The sequence below is a fragment of the Campylobacter sp. RM12642 genome, assembly GCF_020137635.1.
Taxonomy (GTDB): Bacteria; Campylobacterota; Campylobacteria; order Campylobacterales; family Campylobacteraceae; genus Campylobacter_E.
On record NZ_JACGAT010000011.1, the window covers coordinates 1 to 18396 of the forward strand.

Sequence of the window (18396 nt, forward strand, 5' to 3'; positions counted from 1 at the left end):
AATTGTTCTTTCAATGTTTTCATTAATAGCTTTAGCCATATCTCCGAACTCATCTTTAGAATTTAAATCAATCTTACTTGCTGTTTTTCTTTCGTGATTTATTAGTGCGAATACTTCTCTTAGACCTTTTTGAATGATTTCAAGTGGGCGAAGTGAGAATTTGATTAAGAAGAATAAGCATAATAAAATAATCACCAAAGAAGCTAAAAATAATGTTATATTTTGTTTTAATAAAGAATTTAAAGTATCGTCTATATCGCTAGTTAAATTTGTGCTACAGAATTTCCAGCCAATTGTTTTTGATACCACACATACAGCTGTTTTTTCATCACCATTGAAAGTATAGCGAACTGAAATGCCATCTTTTAGATTATTTTCAATCATTTTTATAACATCATCTTGTTTTAATTCAAATTCTTCATTCGGGTGCATTACAAATTCTAATTTATCATCATAAGCAAATATTGTGTTAGTCTTAGAAAAATGTAAAGTTAAAATTTGATTTTTTAAATCTTTAAATGCCATATCTCCACCAATTACTCCAATGATTTTGCCATTTTTAATAATAGGTGCTGAAATTGTCATAACTTTTTCTTTTAATCTCTCATCAGGATAAACTTCTTTACCTAATAAAGCCCTATTGGCACTAATAGCATCTTTATACCAACCCCTACTTCTTGCATCTTGGTCTTTTACTATATAAGGCTCGTTATTAGAGCTAATATAATAAAACTTGCCACTATCAGCCATACCAATAAATAAAGCAGAGAAATTTGAAATTCCTAAATAATTTTTAAGAATTTTAAAGATATTCTCATCTTGATTATCTTCACTAATTGAATTTGCTAAAATTGGTGAGAATTGCTCTATAAAATTTATTCTTGAATTAAAATAAGAATCTACATAAAGCATAGTGGCATTTAAGCCGTTTTCTTTAGCTTTGTCTGTAAATGATAATGAATCAGTTTTTGAACTAGAATAATTCACTATACACAATACAATAAAGCAAACTACAAGTGGGATAGCAATTAATGCTGGAATTTTGTTTGTTAATTTCATAATACTCCTTTTTAAAAAATTGCGTTAATGTTACAATTAAAGAATTGAATAATATTTAATAGTAAAAAAATTTTTAAATATCTATGTAGCAATGGTTTAAGCGTTTAAGGAATAATAAGAAAAATTATGATTTCAATTAAAAAAATATTAATTGAAATCAATGAAATTATAAAATCTCTTTTAATTTATTAGCATTCTTAAGCCATTCGTTTAGCTTTTGATATTCATCGTTATTTATCATTTGCTTAAACTCATTTAGTTCATTTATAAAGCCATCAAGAGCATTTAAAACATTTGTTTTATTTTCTTTAAAAATACTTTCCCACATTGCAGGGCTACTCTTTGCAATCCTACTCATATCAGCAAAAGAACCACCTGCTAGGTGTAAAATGTTTTTCTTATCTTCGCAATCTAACACATAATTTGCTAAAGAAAAGCTAATTACATGCGGTAGATGAGATATGATGGCACTATGATGATCGTGCGAACTTGCATTCATAAAAGTAATTCTCATTCCAATATTGCTTAATAATTCTATGGTTCTATGTTGATGAAATACGCTCGTATTTTCGGTATTACACAATACACAAACAGCGTTTTTAAATAAATCAATCTTAGCAGCACTAGGACCATTATGCTCTGTTCCTGCCATTGGATGAGCTAGTATGAATTGCTCTTTTAAATCATCGCTTATTGCGTTTTGAATACTTTCTTTTGTGCTACCAAATTCTATAATTGTAGTAGTTTTTGGAATATCTTTTAATTGTTTAATAATTTCAATAATAGCCCCAACAGGAACACATAAGAAAATCAAATCACAAGTTTTAATCTCATCAAAAGTTATAATTTCATGAACTAAATTAAGCTTTAAAGCTTCTTTTTCGTGTTCTTTATTTAAGTCAATTCCATAAACTCCGCTAATAAATTTGTTTTTCATCAAATTTAAAGCCAATGAGCCACCAATTAATCCTAATCCAATTACAACTGCTTTCATAACTTATCCTTAATTAAGATTTATATATGCAAAATAATATAATATTTTTCTAAAAAAAGGAGTTTAAATGGTTGATTTTATTGTGATTTTTTTACACTTATTTTCAGCAATTATTTTTATAGGTTATGTATTTGTTGATGCGATTTTATGCTATGGGTTAAAACAGGCTAATGAGCTAAAAAAGGCTTATTTTAAAAGTTCAGGTATTTTATATGCACTTAGCTTTGTTATATTAATTCTTAGCGGAATTTATCTAGCATATAATGAATATACTAATTTTGCAAATATAAATAAAATTATGTTTTTTATCAAAATAGCTCTAGTAATTTTAATGCTTTTTATAACTTTTATTAGTATTTATATAGCGAGATTTAAAAACAATAAAGAACATTTTTTGGTAAAACAAGCTCATATTTTAGCTTTGATAATATGTTTTTTGATAGTTTTATTTGCAAAATTATTAAGTATTTTATGAGTAGTGAAAAAAGAATTTGAAATAAATCTTATTTCAAATTCTTAATATTTTTAGCCTTTATTTGTAGCTAATTTGCGTCTTAGATAAGCGATTTTTGTTTGTAGTGGTAATTGTTTAGGGCAATTATCTTCACAAGCAAGTAAGCTCATACAAGCAAAAATTCCATCATCATCACCAACTAATTCATAAAAATCATCTAAAGTTCTATTATCGTGTGGGTCTTGCTCGTATCTTGCAGCTCTCATAAGTCCTGCAGCACCTATGAAATTAGGTCTCATAACTTTAGTCGCACAAGAAGCTATACAAATACCACATTCAATACATCTATCAAGCTCAAATGTTTCTTCAGCAACTGCTGGCTCAACTCTTTCTTCAATCTTAGAAATATCAGTAACTTTGTCAGTATGTATCCAACTTTCTACCCTTTTACACATACCTTCCATCCATTCACCTGTATTAACGCTTAAATCTTTAATATGTTTAAACGCAGGTAAAGGCATAAGCTCAATTACTCCATCAGGATAATCTTTAGTAAGAGTTTTGCAACCTAATTTTGGTTTTCCATTAATCATCATTGCACATGAGCCACAAATTCCTGCACGACAAACGAAATCAAAACTCAAACTTGCATCAAATTTTTCTCTAATTTGATTTAAAACTATAAAAATAGTCATACCACTAGTTTCATCTAATGTATAAGTAGCAAAATGTGGCTTGCTAATTTTACTATGTGGATTATATTTAAATACCCTTATTGTTAGTTTCCTACTCATAATCAACCCCTATTCTTTGATTAGCTGCTTTAAATCTAGCTTGTAATTCATAAGGCATAAGTGCGTCTTGGATTTCTGCTCTACTTTTACCTTCTGCTTGTAATTTTTCTGTAATTTCATCTACTTGTTTTTGACGAACTTCACTTAAAGGATTTTCAATTATATTTCCTTTTGCACCATAACCACGGAATGCTGGTGGCATTTCCATTTTCATAATATCAAGGTCTTCATATTCAACTCTAGGTAAAGTTGAGCCTTCATCCCAATAAGTCATAGTTCTTTTCATCCAATTTAAATCATCTCTTTTTGGATAATCTTCTCTATAATGAGCCCCACGGCTTTCAGTTCTAAGAAGCGCACCACGAGCAACACATAAAGCAACTTTTAACATTCTTGGAACTCTATAAGCTTCTTCTAGCTCTGGATTTGAGCAATTTAATTCTTTATCTTTAATAGCTACTTTTTTGCTCTCTATTAATAATTCTTCAAGGCGTTTTACTGCGTATTCTAATCCTTCGCCTGTTCTAAAAATAGCAACATGCTCCCACATAATATCTTTCATTTCGTTTTTGATTTCAAAAATATTATATTTACCTTCACGATTTGCTATTTCTTTTAAATAATTTGCTTCATCATTTAAGAATTTTTGAACCACTTGCATATCAGCTACTATTGTATTATTTTTACAATACTCAGAAAAATAATCTCCTACAATCATACCTGCAACAACGGTTTCAGCACAGCTATTTCCACCAAGTCTATTAAATCCGTGCATATCCCAGCAAGCTGCTTCACCTGCTGCAAAAAGACCTTTCATCTTTGGAGTTTCTCCATTTGGCTTAGTTCTAATTCCACCCATTGAATAGTGTTGCATAGGAAGAACCGGCGCCCAACCTTTTGGACCTTCATCAGCAGGGTCAATTCCATTAAATGTCTTACAAATATCTTGAACATCTCTTAAGTTTTTTTCAACATGAGCACGACCTAAAATTGAAATATCAAGCCATAAATGCTCTCCATAAGGACTTTTAACACCCTTTCCTTTTCTAATATGCTCCATCATACGGCGACTTACAACATCACGACTTGCTAATTCTTTTTTCTCAGGCTCATAATCAGGCATAAAGCGATATCCATCAACATCTCTTAAAATACCACCATCACCACGGCAACCTTCAGTTAAAAGTATCCCACTTGGAACAATTGGAGTTGGGTGAAATTGAACCGCTTCCATATTTGATAAAGAGCATAATCCTGTCTCAAGTGCCATTGCTGCACCTGTTCCTTCACAAATAACTGCGTTTGTAGTTTGTTTATAAACTCTACCATATCCACCTGTTGCTATCATTGTGCCTTTTGATACAAATGCAGTTAAACTACCATCAATTAAGCTTCTTGCAATTACACCTAAACAAATTCCATCTTTGTGAATAATTCTAAGAGCTTCCATTCTATCTATGATTTTTACATTATGTTTGATTGCTTCGTTTGCAACCCCAAAAATCATACAATGTCCTGTAGCATCAGCAATATAGCAAGTTCTCCATTTTTTAGTCCCACCAAAATCTCTTGCATTTATAAGTCCGTGTGCTTCTTCTTTTTCTTCTATTGTTACTTTTTGTGCGTTTATAACAACATTTCTAGGACCTTTTGTAATCCTAGTCCAAGGCACACCCCAACTAGCTAACTCACGAACAGCCTTAGGTGCAGTTTGAGCAAACATTCTTGCTACTTCTTGATCGCATCCCCAATCGCTTCCTTTTACGGTGTCAGCAAAGTGTAAATCTTCATTATCTCCTTCGCCTTTATTACCATTAGCAAGACTTGCTTGCATACCACCTTGAACCGCAGCTGAGTGAGAACGCTTAACAGGACAAATACTTAAAAGCGTAACTGATTGACCACTTTTAGCAACTTCAACAGCACTTCTAAGTCCTGCTAAACCACCACCAACTATTAAAGCATCACTAAATTCTACTTTCATTTTAAGCCTTTCTGTTTGTTATAAGCTAATACCAGCTTTTATAAATACTGCTAAATTAGCAAGTCCTAAAACTATAAAGAAAATACTAATAACCCATTTTAATTTTTTAAGAGTTTTTCTTCTAGCTCTTGCAGTATGCACATCATTTCCATCAAACCAACCCCATTTAACGCAAAGTCTATAAAGACCAATACCACCATGAAGCTCAACAGCGAATAATAAAATTAAATAAAACGCCCACATATTATGATTTACAATTCTTTCAACTGCACCTAAAAATCTAATAGTTTCAGGATTAAAAAACATCATTGCAAGGTGCATTGAAGCGAAGAAAAACATAACAAAACCTGTACAGGCTTGAATAACCCAAAGCGTTGTATCTTCGTGTTTTATTAGTTTTGAATGCTCTCTTGCGATTTGCCATTGGCGATAAGTAATTGGTAATTTTCTCATACCAAGAGCAGCGTGAATAAAGAAAATAATAAAAATAATAAGCACCATACAAGATACTAAAGCAGGTTTTGGTGTATCAAAAATAGCCGAACCCTCAAAAAACTTAGCCGTAGCTTCAAAAAATTCAGGACTGATTAAAACGGTAGAAACAAAAAGCATATGTCCCCACATAAAAAGCCCTAGAATTAAACCAGTAGCACTTTGATAAAAATCAAGCTTAGCAGGTAAGCGTGATTTAGTGCCATCAACTCTTTTGCCTAAAAAATTTTCAATTTTACTAGACACTTTAACTCCTTTTCTTAAATTTTTCTCATTTTACTAATGTTTAACAAACGACCTACGAAAAAATATGTGGAATAATGAATTTAAACCACGGATACGCAATAAGTGTGTAAATTAGTAAATAAATAGCTCCAAAAATAGCACCTAATTTCCAAAATTCTGCACCTTTAATATAACCACTCGCAAACCAAATTGGGCTATGTCCTGTCCCATAAGGCGTTAAAACACTTATCATACCCATTGGAGCTAGTAAAAACATCATAATAAAAGACGCATCATAACCAGCAATTTTACTTGCAATAATTGCAAACACTCCAACAACTGCAGTAACATATGCAGTCCCAGAAGCAAAGAAATATCTTAATAAACAAAATACAAGTAATAATATAAATACTGCTAAAGTAGGACTAATACCACTTAATAAACTATCAGTATATTTTGATAAGAATTCTAAAAATCTAACATTTTTTAATCCACCTGCCATTGTTACTAAAGTAGCAAACCAAGTAAGAACATTCCACGCTGGTTTATTAGCTAAAAAATCATTCCAAGTAATAATATTAGTAACTATCATTAGAATAATTACAATTAAAGCAGTTGTAGTAGCACTAACTCCAAAAGTCTTTGAACCTATCCATAAAATTAGAGCAAGAATTGAAATGCTTAACATTAATAATTCTTTTAATTTAATTGAACCAAGTTTTACCAATTCTTCTTTAGCCCAAGCACTAATTTTACTAGAGCCTTTAACTTCTGGTGGATAGATATAATAAGTTAATAAAGGAGTGATTAAAAACAAAATAATACCAATAGGTAAAAAGCATAAAAACCAACCCATCCAATCAACTACAGCAATGCCTGATTTTGATAATATCTCTAAAGCTAGTGGGTTTGGTGCTTGACCTGTTAAAAATATTGAACTTGAAATACAAGTAGTAGCAAGACTTACCCACGCTATGTAAGCACCTATTTTTCTTGGTTCTTTATCAGGAGAGCTATCATACATAGCAGGAATACTTGTAGCTATTGGATAAATAGTTCCACCACTTCTTGCAGCATTACTCGGAATAAATGGAGCTAAAATTAAATCAGCAATAGCAATTGCATAGCCTAAACCTAAAGTAGATTTGCCTAATTTATTTACTAAAATTAAAGCAATTCTTTTACCAAGACCACTATTTTGATAGCCAATTCCTATCATAAATGAAGCAAAAATAAGCCACACAACAGAATTTGAAAATCCAGTTAAACCCCAATTAATCGCAGCTTCTGAAGTAATTTTTGCACCAACTTCTCCTGATTTTGCAGGACCAACTTTAAATAATACTGCTAAAGCTATAGCAATAATACCTAAAAAAGCAGGTGGCATAGGCTCTAAGATAAGCCCCACAACTAAAGCAGCAAAAATGCTAACATAAATCCAAGCATTCATACTAAGCTGAGAATAATCAGCAAATAAATACGAAAGCAAAAACACAAGCAAACCAGCAACAACTGGTGCGATAAATTTCCACAACGGAACCTTACCTTTCATATTAACTCCTAAAATTAAGTTGAAATTAATATATTCCAAAAAAGCTAAAGAAAATCTTAATTTTTTAAATAATCATCTAGCTTTAAAAAATTAATATTTATTCTTAAGCTTTGATTTAAAAATAATTTAAACTTAAAATATTTTAAGGTTAATTTTTAATCATCATTTGCATTATTAAAAGCTAAATTAGTAAAAACCAAAATTCCATTTAATAATATATCTTCATCTATATTAAATTTTGGATGATGCAAAGGAAAACAACCTGAATACTTAGTCCCTAAAAAGAAAAATGCACCTTTATATTTTTGCAAATAAAAAGCAAAATCTTCTGCTCCTGTAGAAGCATTATCTTTATATACCACCTTTAAATCACTTTTAATAATTGCTTTTACTACTTTATCAACTGCTTCATCATTGTTAATTAATGCTGGATAGCCCCTTTGATAATCTAAAACACTATTAGTGCCGTAAGCTTTATCTAAGGCTTCAAGACTATTTTTTAAACTATTTTCTAAATAATCTCTAGTTTTAGAGCTAAAAGTTCTACAAGTCCCTTCTATTTTAGTTAATTCAGATACCACATTGTATCTAACTCCAGAATTAAAAGTCCCTATAGTTAATACAGCATTGTCAAATGGGTCAAGTCCCCTTGATATAAATGTTTGTATATTGCTCACCCAATTACAAGCTGTACTTAAAGCATCTATTCCTTTATGTGGTTCTGCTGCGTGAGATGATTTTCCATTTATGCTTACATAAAAATGATCAGAATTTGCCATCATAGCACCTTTTTTTACCATAACTTCTCCAACATTTGCTTCAGGCCAAACATGAAGACCATATATCTCATCTATACCATCTAAAACACCACTATTAATAATAGCTTTTGCTCCACCATTAGGAGAAGCTTCTTCTGCTGGTTGAAATACTAAAATAATGTTATTTTTTAATTCTGATTTAAATTCTTGTAATACTTTTGCAAAACCTAATAAAATAGCCGTGTGTGCATCATGCCCACAAGCGTGCATACATTTTGATTTTTTAGAAGAATAATTAACATTAGTTTCTTCATTTAAAGGTAAAGCATCCATATCAGCTCTAAAAGCAATAGTTTTACTTGCATTATCTACATTAAAATACGCAATAATTCCGTAATTATCGCTTTGTCTTTTATAAGTTATTCCTAATTTATCCAATTCATTTGCTATATAATTTGAAGTTTCTTTTTCTTCATAAGATAATTCTGGGTTTTGATGAATTGTTCTTCTGTAATTTATAACATCGTTTTTAATACTTTTTATATAATTTTTCATTTTTACACTCCTTTAATTTTAATTTTTGCAAATAGTATTGCCAATATTGTAGCTAATAAGCCAATTCCCATAGAAAGCAGCATTCCACTAAAAAGGCCGCTAAAAACTATTGTAGTAACTATGAAATTTAACAATGCAAAATAAGTAACGCTTGAAATGGTATAAGATAAAGAATAATTGCTTATTGCTGGGCTTTTAAATTCTGGATCACATATTCTAAGCAATAAAATACCTGTTAAAAATACACCACAACAAGAGCCATAAGTGGCAATCATCATCTCAAACCAATATCCATCTAAAAGCCACTTACACATAAAATATAAAAATATAGTAGTTAAAACAAAACCTACAATAACCATATATAGTATTGGCATAAGGTATTCAAATACAGCTTTAATAGGCAAACTAGCAATAGCACAAACTACCGCAAATTCAGTAAGTGAGCCTGATATTTTTGATTTAACTTTTTCATCTATTAAAAAACTTAATTTTAGTTTAATTATCAATCCCCAAACAATAAACATTATTATAATAGCATAAGCCCAAATTGATATTTCGCTTAATACAGGTATTTTGTATTCTTTAATAGTATTTAATACAAAATAAGAAATAGCACATACCCCTAAAATAATAGCCAAATGAAAAGCCAAAGCATCTATTGATGAACTCATAGTGGTTTCTCTACCTAAGCTATTTTGTTTGTTTATATCATTATGATAACCAACTTTAAAACTTACAGGAATATCTTGTGGAGTTTTTAATATTTTTGTTTCATTTTTTCTGCTTGCATAATTTATTAGCACCATTCCAAATAAAATTCCGCCAACAAGCCCAAAAGTAGCCATAGTAATAGCAACACCTTGAGCTTGTTCCCAATATTCAAGATTTAAATTATGAAGTAAATTTCCCAATACTGCAGCCGTTCCATGCCCACCAACATAGCCAATACCAAGTTCTAATCCAAAAGTAGAATAAAAATTATCAGTAAATACATATTGAGTGCTAAGTCCAGCTGCAAACTGAAACATAGATATAGCTATTATAATAAATGCTAAAGGCAAAATATTTTTACTTGATTTTAAACTTCCTTCAAATCTTAAACCAAGTGGAACAGAAGCTACAACTGGAACAATTAATATTCCAGGTAATAATTTATAAATATTCATCCACTCATCAGGCAGTTTTAATATATTAAATCCATTGTTTCCAAGTATTAAAACAATAAAACCACCAATTACTGAAGCAGGTATAAAAGTTTGACCAAAAAACTTAATCTTAGCTCTAAGAAAAACACCTAATAATAAAAACAAACTTATAAAGCCGACGCTATAAAGTAATTCTACAAATAATTTGCTTGTCATTTTACCAATCTCCTTTTGAAAGATTTTATAAAAAATTATATTTTTTAAGCCAATTAATTAAATAAAATAATCTAAAAATTATTTTTTTTGATACATTAAGTAACAATAATAAAGTAACTATATAATTTTTAAATATTTTAAAAAGGAAAATTATGAAAAAGATAATATTAACTAGTGCTTTTAGCTTTAGTGCTTTGGCGTTAGAATTTGGTAGTTTAGGCAATATACCTTTGAGTATGGGATATGCTGGAGTTGCACTTAAAGATAATGATTTTGCAGCTTATTATAATCCTGCTAGTTTGATTTATTCTAAAAATGGGGTTAATTTTAGTTTTGGAGCAAATTATAATCAAAAAAATCTTTTAGAATTATCTAATCTTGATAAATCTATAAATAAAAAAATTGAAGCAAATATAAGCAAAATAAAGCATATTTTTAATCCAAACAACAATTCAAGAGCCAATAATTTAAAATTTGGTAATTTTGGTAGTGTTATAGATGATTTTATATCAAGAAACACAAATAGCGATAATGAAGATTTAGCCTTATTAGCAAAAACTTTTAAAGATGAATTAGATGATAATTTAACTAAAGATGAACTAGACAATATAATTAGTGATTTAAAAAATAAAATGCAAGATAATGATGAATTATCTACAACAATAAAAACCGAGCTAATAACTTCAACAAATAATACAAATGAAGAATTAAATAACAATGGCGTTGATACAAAATTATTAACAAATATAATAAGTGATACTGATACAAAAAATGTCTTAGATGTAATAAAGAATTCAAAAGATGGTAATGTTAATTTAGATGATTTATTGTTAGATATTGGAGATACTAAATTAGATACCTTTCTTGATGAAAATACCTTAAATGATATTGAATTAATTTATAATGCAGTTTATGATAATGAAGTTAATTTAAATATATTAAGTGGTTTAGAATATAACAATAATTTAGGGGATTTAAGTGCTTTTTCTGTAAGCTTATTTAATACGATTTCACTTAATACTTATGCTTCATTAAATAAAGAAAAAAGTAGTTTAATAATAAAAATAAAAGATGATGATAGATATATTTATTTAAAATTATTTAAAAGCAATTCACAATTATTCGTAACCAATGTAAGCGAAGAAGAATATTTAAATCATTCAGCAATGCAAGATAGTGTAAAAAATCCTTTAAATACAACAATGCTAATGATAACAGAAGTGCCGATTAGCTACGCAAATGGTTTTATAATGCCTTATGGAGAGCTTAGTTTAGGTGCTAGTTTAAAATATATGAATATTCAAGCATATCAAGTAGAAAAAGGCATTAAAATAGATATGAATGGGGTTAATTCTAAAGATATAAATATTAAAAATGATTTGCATAATGCAAAATCAACAAATACTTTTGGAATAGATATAGGAGCATTATATAGTATTGATGATTTTTCTACTGGATTGGTTATTAAAAATTTAAATAATCCTAAAATCAAATTCCATTCAAGCAGTATGAGATTAAATCCGCAAGTAAGATTTGGATTGGCATATAAATATAGTGATTTTACTTTTGCTTTTGATACTGATTTAGTTACAAACACAACTTTATCAAATAAATACAATAAATCTCAAATGTTAGGTGGTGGTGTTAAATACGAATTTAATGATTATTTTAATCTAAGGGGTGGCTTAGCTTACGATATTAAAAAAGATTATGGGACTATACTTACAACGGGAGCTAATTTCTTTAATATATTTGATATAGCCTTAGCAAGTGGATTAAAGTCTAGTAATTGTGATAAAGATATTTGCAAGGTTTCAAGTAAAGTGCCTAATTATTTTGATTTAAGAATAGGATTTGGATATAAATGGTAAAGAATTTGAATTAGGATTTAACCTAATTCAAATCTTGCTTAATCCCAACATTCAGCGTTTTTAATACCTAATTTTTTAGCACTAAATACAGGATCTAAACCTCTTTTCTTTTGCTCATCATAATCTTTTAAGCATCTTATTAAAATAGGACTTAATAATAAAATAGCAATGATATTTATAGAAGCCATTGCAGCCATTGTAATATCTGCTAAATCCCAAGCTACTTTTAAATCTAATTGAGAACCAATAAATACCATAGCAACAGCACTTATTTTAAAAACTAATTCATTTAAATTATTTTTTGTAAGGTTTTTAACATTTGCATCTGCATAGTAAAAATTACCAATTAAAGAAGTTACAGCAAATAAAATAACTGCAAAAGTTATAAAATGAAGTCCCCAAGTACCATAATATTCCATCATTGATTGTTGCACCATAGGTAAAGCATTTAATTTAGTTTCGCCAGTTGATAATTGATTAATGTAACTTTGTGAGAACAATACTAAAAATCCAGAGCATGAACATATAATTAAATCAATAAACACTGAAAAACTTTGAATAATTCCTTGTTTTACAGGATGGCTTGTATTTGCTGCTGCAGCTGCGTTTGGAGCAGAACCCATACCAGCTTCGTTTGAAAATAATCCACGCTTAATTCCTATTACTATAACACTACCTGCAAATCCACCAAAAATAGCTTGAAAATCAAAAGCACTATTAAAAATCATTTTAAACACAGATGGTATTAAATCATAGTGCATAGCCATAGCAATAATGCTTAATAAAATATAAACAAAAGCCATTATAGGAACAATAATTGAGCTTACTTTTCCAAGCGATTTTGAATTTGAAAAGAATAATGCAAAAGCAACAACACTTAAAATAATACCTATAACTATACTTGCACTACTAAAGTTATCAGGAAAATATATCTCAAATGCTGAAGTCATAGTATGGCTTTGAAGTCCATTAAATCCATAAGCATAAGTAATAATTAAAATAACTGAAAATAATTTACCAAAAAATTTATTTCCCAATCCTTTTTCAATAAAATATGCAGGTCCTCCACGAAAACCATTTTCATCTTTGCTTTTATATATTTGAGCCAATGTGCTTTCAGCAAATGCACTTGCACCGCCTATAAATGCCATTACCCACATCCAAAACAATGCACCTGCACCACCAACTACAACTGCAGTGCTAATTCCAGCGATATTTCCAATACCAACCCTTGAAGCAGTTGAAATCATTAAAGCTTCAAAACTACTAACATGGTCTTTGTTGTCTTGCTTTTCTTTTAATAATGCTAAAACATTACCCATCAATCTAAACTGAGCAAAACGAGTATTGATAGAATAAATTATACCTACAATAATTAGTGCAAAAACTAAAAAATAAGTATATAAATAACCATTTATTAAATCTAAAAATAAATGTATTTCTTCTAATAAACTTTGCAAACGCTCTCCTTAATAAAAAATTTCAAAAAATCATTATATATAAATTCAAGCGTTTTTGGTTAATTACTTATGTTTGCTGCTTTTATCTTCGCAAGCAATAATTAATCTTTCAAAAGGATTTTTTTGATTATCTGGCTTTTTAATAATGTCTTTTAAGCTCTTTGGATGTAATAAATTCATAATATCTCCTTTAAATTTAAAAAAACGAAGTAATTATAATAAATAAAAGATAATAAATATCAAAATCATATTATTTTTTATAAATTTTAATATTTTGTTACATTTTGTAACATTTATTTTAAAAGTTTGATTTAAATTTATAATAAGTTATATAAATATAATTAAAATAGCGGCTTTAAATTATTTTAAGGAGTAATAATGAAAAAATGGAGCGAATTTGACAATCGTTGGATGTTTTCATTGTTTGGCACTGCTGTTGGTGCTGGAATTTTATTCTTACCTATTCGTGCAGGAACTGGTGGCTTTTGGCCTATTGTTTTAATGTGTGTATTAATTTTCCCAATGACTTATTTATCACATTTATTCTTATCATATTTTGTAGGCTCTACTAAAGGTGGAGATATTACTGATGCTGTGAATAAATATTTTGGTAAAGAAGTAGGAATTGTGATTACATTTTTATACTTTTTTGCAATTTATCCTATTTGTCTTGCTTATGGGGTTGGTATTACAAATACTATAAGCTCATTTATGGTAAATCAATTAGGCTTAGCCGAGCCAAATCGCTTAATCTTGGCTATTGTTTTAATTACAATTATGATGGCTGTAATGTTTACTAATGAAACTTTAGTTACTAAAGTTTGTGAATGGCTTGTTTATCCATTATGCTTAATACTATTTTTATTTTCACTTTATTTAATTCCACATTGGAAATTAGAAGTTTTAGGTGAAGTTCCAAGTGCAAAGGAATTTATTAGCACAATATGGCTTACTTTACCTGTATTAGTATTTAGCTTTAATCACTCTCCTGCGATTTCAACTTTTAGCCTAAATACATATAATGAGTATAAAGAAAACTCGGACGCAAAAAGAAAGCAAATATTATTTAATAACGCTACGCTTTTATTAGTATTTGTTATGTTTTTTGTATTTTCTTGTATTTTATGTCTTGATAAAAATGAGTTTGCTATTGCAAGAGATGCAAATATTCCAATCCTTAGCTATTTTGCTAATAAATTTGATGGAAATATCATAAGCTATGGTGCTCCTGCTGTTGCATTTTTGGCAATTTTAACTAGCTTTTTTGGACACTATTTTGGTGCTAGAGAAGGCTTAAATGGACTTATTAAAAAAGTAAGCGGAAAAGCTGTTAGTAAAAATAATGCCTTTACAACTATATTTATGTATGTAACTATGATAATAGTAGCTTACTATAACCCTAGTATTTTAGGATTTATAGAAGATTTAGGCGGTCCTATTATTGCTGTAATATTATTTTTAATGCCTGTATATGCTATATATAAAATCCCAGAGCTAAGAGTTTATAAAAATGGTGCGGCTTGTTATTTCGTAGCTATTATGGGAATTATCACAATTACAAGTGTAATTTATAAGATGAACTTATGAGTAACTTAAGTATTTTTAAAATCGGCATTGGTCCATCAAGTTCGCACACAGTTGGACCTTTTGTTGCGGGAAATGAGTTTTTAAAAGGTTTAAATTTAAAAGAAATTACTAGGATAAAAGTTACTTTATTTGGCTCTTTATCACTTACAGGTAAAGGACATTTAAGCGATATTGCTGTGGTTTTAGGTCTTAGTGGCTTAAATGTAAAAACAATAAGCCCAGAACAAAAACAAGTTGTATTATTAAGATTAAACGAAAGAAAGCTTTTATTAGGAAATGAATTTGAAATAGATTTTGATGAAAATAGCGATATTATTTTTTCTAAAGAATTTAAAAGCTATCACGAAAATGCTTTAACGATTGAAGCATTTTCAAATAATACTTGTGTTAAATCTAAGACTTATTATTCAGTTGGTGGTGGCTTTATTAAAAGTGAAGATGAGATTAGTAAAACTAATCAAACTAATCAAGAAAAAAATTATGATTATTCTTTTGATAGTGCGACGGAGCTTTTGTGGTTATGTAATAAATATAATAAAAACATAGCCGAAATTGCAATGCTTTATGAGCTTAATTTTAATAGCGAAGAATATATAAATAATTATTGCAAAGAGATTTATGAAGCAATGCAAGATAGTTTTAAAGCAGGTGCTAATTCAAATGAACTAATTCTACCAGGACCAATCAAGCTTAAAAGAAGAGCTCCTGCATTAGCCAAAAAATTAATGCTTTTAGATGATAAGAATTTAAATCGTAAGGGTGATTTGGATTTTATAGATTATTTTAGCCTTTATGCTATGAGTGTTTCAGAAGAAAACGCAGCGGGTAATCGTGTAGTAACTGCTCCAACCAATGGAGCTTGTGCGGTAGTTCCTGCTGTGCTTTTATACTTAAAAGAACATGTAAAAAGTATGAGCGAAAAGGACATTAGAGACTTTTTATTAGTATCAATGGCGATAGGTTCATTGTTTAAGAAAAACGCAAGTATTAGTGGAGCTGAAGCAGGTTGTCAAGCAGAAATTGGCTCAGCTTCTTCAATGGCAGCTGCTTCATTTGCCTTTAGTATGGGGGCAAGTCCGATTGATTGTTGCTCTGCTGCTGAAATTGCAATGGAGCATCATTTAGGGCTAACTTGCGATCCTGTTGCAGGACTTGTTCAAATTCCTTGCATTGAGCGTAATGTATTCGGAGCGATAAAGGCTGTAAGTGCAGCTAAAATGGCTATGGATAGAGAGAGTGCTCCTAGCGTTGGGCTTGATGAGGTTATTAAAACTATGTATGAAACAGGCAAGGATATGGATACAAGATATAAAGAAACTAGCCTTGCAGGTCTAGCTACAAATTACAAGAAATTTTGCTAAAAAAGGGCTTTATGCCCTTTTTACAATCTGTAATTTATTATTTTTTGTTAATATTAAAAATCACATCAAAATAATGGAACTTTAATGCAAAATATAAGAAATTTTTCAATAATAGCACATATAGACCATGGTAAAAGCACTTTAGCAGATTGTTTAATCACAACTTGCAATGCTATAGAGCAACGCAAAATGAGTAAGCAAGTAATGGATACTATGGATATAGAAAAAGAGCGTGGAATTACTATAAAAGCTCAATCAGTTAGATTAAATTATACTTATAATAAAGAAAATTATATTTTAAATCTTATTGACACCCCAGGTCATGTGGATTTTTCGTATGAAGTTAGTAGAAGTTTAGCAAGTTGCGAAGGGGCATTATTAGTAGTTGATGCTTCACAAGGCGTTCAAGCACAAACAATTGCAAATGTTTATATGGCAATTGAGCATGATTTAGAAATAATTCCTGTAATTAATAAAATTGACCTACCCGCAGCAAATCCTGCAAAAGTAAAGGCTGAAATTGAGCATATAATAGGAATTGATTGTTCTAATGCAATAGAAGTTAGTGCAAAAGCTGGGATAGGAATTGCTGAATTATTACAAGCAATTTGTGAGAGAATTCCTGCACCAAAAAGTAATCAAAATAAGCTAAAAGCACTAATTTATGATAGCTGGTTTGATAGCTATTTAGGGGCTTTAGCTTTAGTTAGAGTAAGGGACGGAGAGATTAATAAAAACGATGAAATATATTTAATGCACGAAGGCGTAAAGCATAATGTATTAGATTTACGCTATCCACACCCACTAAATCCAATGCCAACAAATACAATTAAAGCAGGAGAAGTTGGTATCGTTGTATTAGGACTAAAAGACATAGCACAAATTAGCGTAGGAGATACAATAACCCTAGCAAAAGATAAAGCAACAGAGCCAATTGAAGGTTTTGCTAAAGCAAAAGCCTTTGTATTTGCAGGGATTTATCCGATTGAAACTGATAAATTTGAAGATTTAAGAGATGCTTTAGATAAATTAAAACTAAACGATAGCTCAATCTCATACGAGCCAGAAACTTCACTTGCTTTAGGTTTTGGCTTTAGGGTTGGCTTTTTAGGTTTATTACATATGGAAGTTATAAAAGAACGCTTAGAGCGTGAGTTTAATCTAGACCTAATAGCAACCGCTCCTAGCGTTACTTACGAAGTTAATTTAACTGATGGAAGCGTATTAAATATCCAAAACCCAAGCGACTTACCACCTGTAAATAAAATAGACCACATAAAAGAGCCTTATGTAAAAGCTACCATAATAACTCCTAGCGAGTTTTTAGGGAATTTAATTACTCTTTTAAATAATCGCCGTGCAATACAAACAAAAATGGATTATATAACAGAAAATAGAGTATTGCTTGAATACGATATACCTATGAATGAGATTATTATGGACTTTTATGATAAATTAAAATCACTTACTCGTGGATATGCTAGTTTTGATTATGAATTTTGTGATTATAGAGTGGGAGATTTAGTAAAGCTTGATATAAAAGTGGCTGGAGAAGCGGTTGATGCGTTAAGCATTATCGTGCCAAATCAAAAGGCTTTAAGCAAAGGTAGAGATTTAGTAAAAGCTATGAAAGATATTGTGCCTAGACAATTATTTGAAGTAGCAATTCAAGCAAGTATAGGCAATAAAATCATAGCTCGTGAAAATGTAAAATCAATGGGTAAAAATGTTACTGCTAAATGCTACGGCGGGGATATTACTAGAAAAAGAAAGCTACTTGAAAAGCAAAAAGAAGGTAAAAAGCGTATGAAAGCAATAGGTAAAGTATCTTTACCACAAGAAGCATTTTTAAGTATTTTAAAGATTGATTAAAAAAGGAATTTCAAATT

Annotated in this window: 14 protein-coding genes; 5 read left to right on the plus strand and 9 right to left on the minus strand. The window is 29.8% G+C overall.

Annotated elements, in window-relative coordinates:
• Positions 1-1059, minus strand: a 1059-nt coding sequence (locus AVBRAN12642_RS05470; protein ID WP_336608078.1) for a cache domain-containing protein, incomplete at its 3' end; no start/stop codon positions are given.
• A 166-nt stretch (positions 1060-1225) separates the two neighbouring features.
• Positions 1226-2053: a prephenate dehydrogenase gene (locus tag AVBRAN12642_RS05475; RefSeq protein ID WP_214120101.1), complete on the minus strand. Its 828-nt coding sequence runs from the start codon at positions 2051-2053 to the stop codon at positions 1226-1228.
• Between the two features lie 67 nt (positions 2054-2120).
• Between AVBRAN12642_RS05475 and AVBRAN12642_RS05480 the strand changes: the two genes are divergently transcribed.
• Positions 2121-2528 carry a hypothetical protein gene (locus tag AVBRAN12642_RS05480; RefSeq protein ID WP_214120100.1) on the plus strand — a complete coding sequence of 136 codons (408 nt, stop codon included), beginning with the start codon at positions 2121-2123 and terminating at the stop codon, positions 2526-2528.
• A gap of 50 nt (positions 2529-2578) precedes the next feature.
• Here AVBRAN12642_RS05480 and AVBRAN12642_RS05485 read toward each other — a convergent pair whose 3' ends face one another.
• The 6 genes from AVBRAN12642_RS05485 to AVBRAN12642_RS05510 all read right to left on the minus strand — a co-directional run bounded on the left by AVBRAN12642_RS05485 (position 2579) and on the right by AVBRAN12642_RS05510 (position 10228).
• Entirely contained in the window at positions 2579-3301 is a 723-nt protein-coding gene (locus AVBRAN12642_RS05485) for a fumarate reductase iron-sulfur subunit (protein ID WP_214117694.1), read from the minus strand.
• Positions 3294-5285, minus strand: coding sequence for a fumarate reductase flavoprotein subunit (locus AVBRAN12642_RS05490; RefSeq protein ID WP_336607677.1), 1992 nt, complete (start codon positions 5283-5285; stop codon positions 3294-3296). Before AVBRAN12642_RS05490 ends, AVBRAN12642_RS05485 begins: the two co-directional genes overlap by 8 nt.
• An 18-nt stretch (positions 5286-5303) precedes the next feature.
• On the minus strand, positions 5304-6023 hold the full coding sequence (locus AVBRAN12642_RS05495; protein WP_214117696.1) for a fumarate reductase cytochrome b subunit: 720 nt from the start codon (positions 6021-6023) through the stop codon (positions 5304-5306).
• A 52-nt stretch (positions 6024-6075) separates the two neighbouring features.
• Positions 6076-7554, minus strand: a complete 1479-nt coding sequence (locus AVBRAN12642_RS05500) for a DASS family sodium-coupled anion symporter (protein WP_336607678.1) — start codon at positions 7552-7554, stop codon at positions 6076-6078.
• Between the two features lie 155 nt (positions 7555-7709).
• Positions 7710-8867, minus strand: a complete 1158-nt coding sequence (locus tag AVBRAN12642_RS05505) for a M20 metallopeptidase family protein (protein ID WP_336608079.1) — start codon at positions 8865-8867, stop codon at positions 7710-7712.
• A gap of 2 nt (positions 8868-8869) precedes the next feature.
• Positions 8870-10228, minus strand: coding sequence for a sodium/glutamate symporter (locus AVBRAN12642_RS05510; RefSeq protein WP_336608080.1), 1359 nt, complete (start codon positions 10226-10228; stop codon positions 8870-8872).
• Between the two features lie 152 nt (positions 10229-10380).
• On the opposite strand from AVBRAN12642_RS05510, the gene traF reads away from it, so the two are divergent.
• The gene (gene traF, locus AVBRAN12642_RS05515; protein ID WP_336608081.1) at positions 10381-12099 is read left to right on the plus strand and encodes a conjugal transfer protein TraF; all 1719 of its coding nucleotides are present in this window, start codon (positions 10381-10383) and stop codon (positions 12097-12099) included.
• A 38-nt stretch (positions 12100-12137) separates the two neighbouring features.
• Here the strand turns inward: traF and AVBRAN12642_RS05520 are convergent, their stop codons facing one another.
• Positions 12138-13538 (minus strand): alanine/glycine:cation symporter family protein, encoded by a 1401-nt coding sequence (locus AVBRAN12642_RS05520; protein ID WP_336608096.1) that lies wholly within the window; start codon positions 13536-13538, stop codon positions 12138-12140.
• A 399-nt stretch (positions 13539-13937) separates the two neighbouring features.
• On the opposite strand from AVBRAN12642_RS05520, the gene AVBRAN12642_RS05525 reads away from it, so the two are divergent.
• The 3 genes from AVBRAN12642_RS05525 (at position 13938) to lepA (ending at position 18379) form a co-directional block, all read left to right on the plus strand.
• Positions 13938-15146: an aromatic amino acid transport family protein gene (locus tag AVBRAN12642_RS05525; protein WP_214117700.1), complete on the plus strand. Its 1209-nt coding sequence runs from the start codon at positions 13938-13940 to the stop codon at positions 15144-15146.
• A complete protein-coding gene (locus tag AVBRAN12642_RS05530; RefSeq protein WP_214117701.1) occupies positions 15143-16507 on the plus strand; it encodes an L-serine ammonia-lyase in 1365 nt (454 codons plus the stop codon). Before AVBRAN12642_RS05525 ends, AVBRAN12642_RS05530 begins: the two co-directional genes overlap by 4 nt.
• 84 nt (positions 16508-16591) lie before the next feature.
• On the plus strand, positions 16592-18379 hold the full coding sequence (gene lepA / locus AVBRAN12642_RS05535; protein ID WP_214117702.1) for a translation elongation factor 4: 1788 nt from the start codon (positions 16592-16594) through the stop codon (positions 18377-18379).
• Positions 18380-18396 lie beyond the last annotated feature (17 nt).

Excerpts from the sequence above, each read along its gene's own strand:
- AVBRAN12642_RS05525 (WP_214117700.1), top strand. The coding sequence starts at position 13,938 with ATGAAAAAATGGAGCGAATTTGACAATCGTTGGATGTTTTCATTGTTT.
- AVBRAN12642_RS05500 (WP_336607678.1), bottom strand. The coding sequence starts at position 7,554 with ATGAAAGGTAAGGTTCCGTTGTGGAAATTTATCGCACCAGTTGTTGCT.
- AVBRAN12642_RS05475 (WP_214120101.1), bottom strand. The coding sequence starts at position 2,053 with ATGAAAGCAGTTGTAATTGGATTAGGATTAATTGGTGGCTCATTGGCT.
- AVBRAN12642_RS05530 (WP_214117701.1), top strand. The coding sequence starts at position 15,143 with ATGAGTAACTTAAGTATTTTTAAAATCGGCATTGGTCCATCAAGTTCG.
- traF (WP_336608081.1), top strand. The coding sequence starts at position 10,381 with ATGAAAAAGATAATATTAACTAGTGCTTTTAGCTTTAGTGCTTTGGCG.
- AVBRAN12642_RS05505 (WP_336608079.1), bottom strand. The coding sequence starts at position 8,867 with ATGAAAAATTATATAAAAAGTATTAAAAACGATGTTATAAATTACAGA.
- lepA (WP_214117702.1), top strand. The coding sequence starts at position 16,592 with ATGCAAAATATAAGAAATTTTTCAATAATAGCACATATAGACCATGGT.
- AVBRAN12642_RS05490 (WP_336607677.1), bottom strand. The coding sequence starts at position 5,285 with ATGAAAGTAGAATTTAGTGATGCTTTAATAGTTGGTGGTGGTTTAGCA.
- AVBRAN12642_RS05480 (WP_214120100.1), top strand. The coding sequence starts at position 2,121 with ATGGTTGATTTTATTGTGATTTTTTTACACTTATTTTCAGCAATTATT.
- AVBRAN12642_RS05485 (WP_214117694.1), bottom strand. The coding sequence starts at position 3,301 with ATGAGTAGGAAACTAACAATAAGGGTATTTAAATATAATCCACATAGT.
- AVBRAN12642_RS05510 (WP_336608080.1), bottom strand. The coding sequence starts at position 10,228 with ATGACAAGCAAATTATTTGTAGAATTACTTTATAGCGTCGGCTTTATA.